General features: G+C 50.7%; 1 pseudogene. It reads left to right on the top strand.

The annotated features are described in order from the left end of the window. Positions 1–146: 146 nt before the first annotated feature. Positions 147–1006 (top strand): annotated as a pseudogene (locus ABLV54_RS13245) (IS3-like element ISEc52 family transposase); the annotation flags it as partial. Between the last annotated feature and the right edge of the window lie 130 nt (positions 1007–1136).

The following is a 1136-nucleotide window of genomic DNA, read 5'->3' on the forward strand; positions in this document are numbered from 1 at the left end:
GGATGCGTGATCTGATCCTTCAACTCAGCAAAAGTTCGATTTATTCAACAAAGCCCTTTTCCTACTACTGTTAATGAAGTGGTTTACTGAATTTGGCCGCCTGAACAGAGGTGATATGCTCACCTCAGAACAACACAGGTGTCATAATGAAAAAAAGAAATTTCAGCGCAGAGTTTAAACGCGAATCCGCTCAACTGGTCGTTGACCAGAACTACACCGTGGCAGATGCAGCCAGCGCTATGGATGTCGGCCTTTCCACAATGACGCGATGGGTGAAACAATTACGTGATGAACGGCAGGGCAAAACACCAAAAGCCTCCCCCATTACCCCGGAACAAATTGAAATCCGTGAGCTCAGGAAAAAGCTACAACGTATTGAAATGGAAAATGAAATATTAAAAAAGGCTACCGCGCTCTTGATGTCAGACTCCCTGAACAGTTCTCGATAATCGGGAAACTCAGGGCGCGTTATCCTGTGGCCACTCTCTGCCATGTGTTCGGGGTTCATCGCAGCAGCTACAAATACTGGAAAAACCGTCCTGAAAAGCCAGACGGCAGACGGGCTGTATTACGCAGTCAGGTACTTGAACTGCATGGCATCAGCCACGGCTCTGCCGGAGCAAGAAGCATCGCCACAATGGCAACCCAGAGAGGTTACCAGATGGGGCGCTGGCTTGCTGGCAGACTCATGAAAGAGCTGGGGCTGGTCAGTTGCCAGCAGCCGACTCACCGGTATAAGCGTGGCGGTCATGAGCACGTTGCTATCCCGAATCATCTTGAGCGACAGTTCGCCGTAACGGAACCAAATCAGGTGTGGTGCGGTGATGTGACCTATATCTGGACGGGTAAGCGCTGGGCGTACCTCGCCGTTGTTCTCGACCTGTTCGCAAGAAAACCAGTGGGCTGGGCCATGTCGTTCTCGCCGGACAGCAGGCTCACCATGAAAGCACTGGAAATGGCATGGGAAACCCGTGGTAAGCCCGTCGGGGTGATGTTCCACAGCGATAGTAATAATGCCGATGTCAGTCTTTACCACCACTTAGTTTGCCGTTTAACCAGATTGGGGCTTTGTTGAATAAATCGTAAGCGTACAGCGAGAACCGTATTGACGGGGATGTGTTATTCAGTTGGCAGTG

The sequence above is a fragment of the Klebsiella sp. JB_Kp042 genome (assembly GCF_040065275.1).
GTDB classification, from domain to species: Bacteria; Pseudomonadota; Gammaproteobacteria; order Enterobacterales; family Enterobacteriaceae; genus Klebsiella; species Klebsiella quasipneumoniae.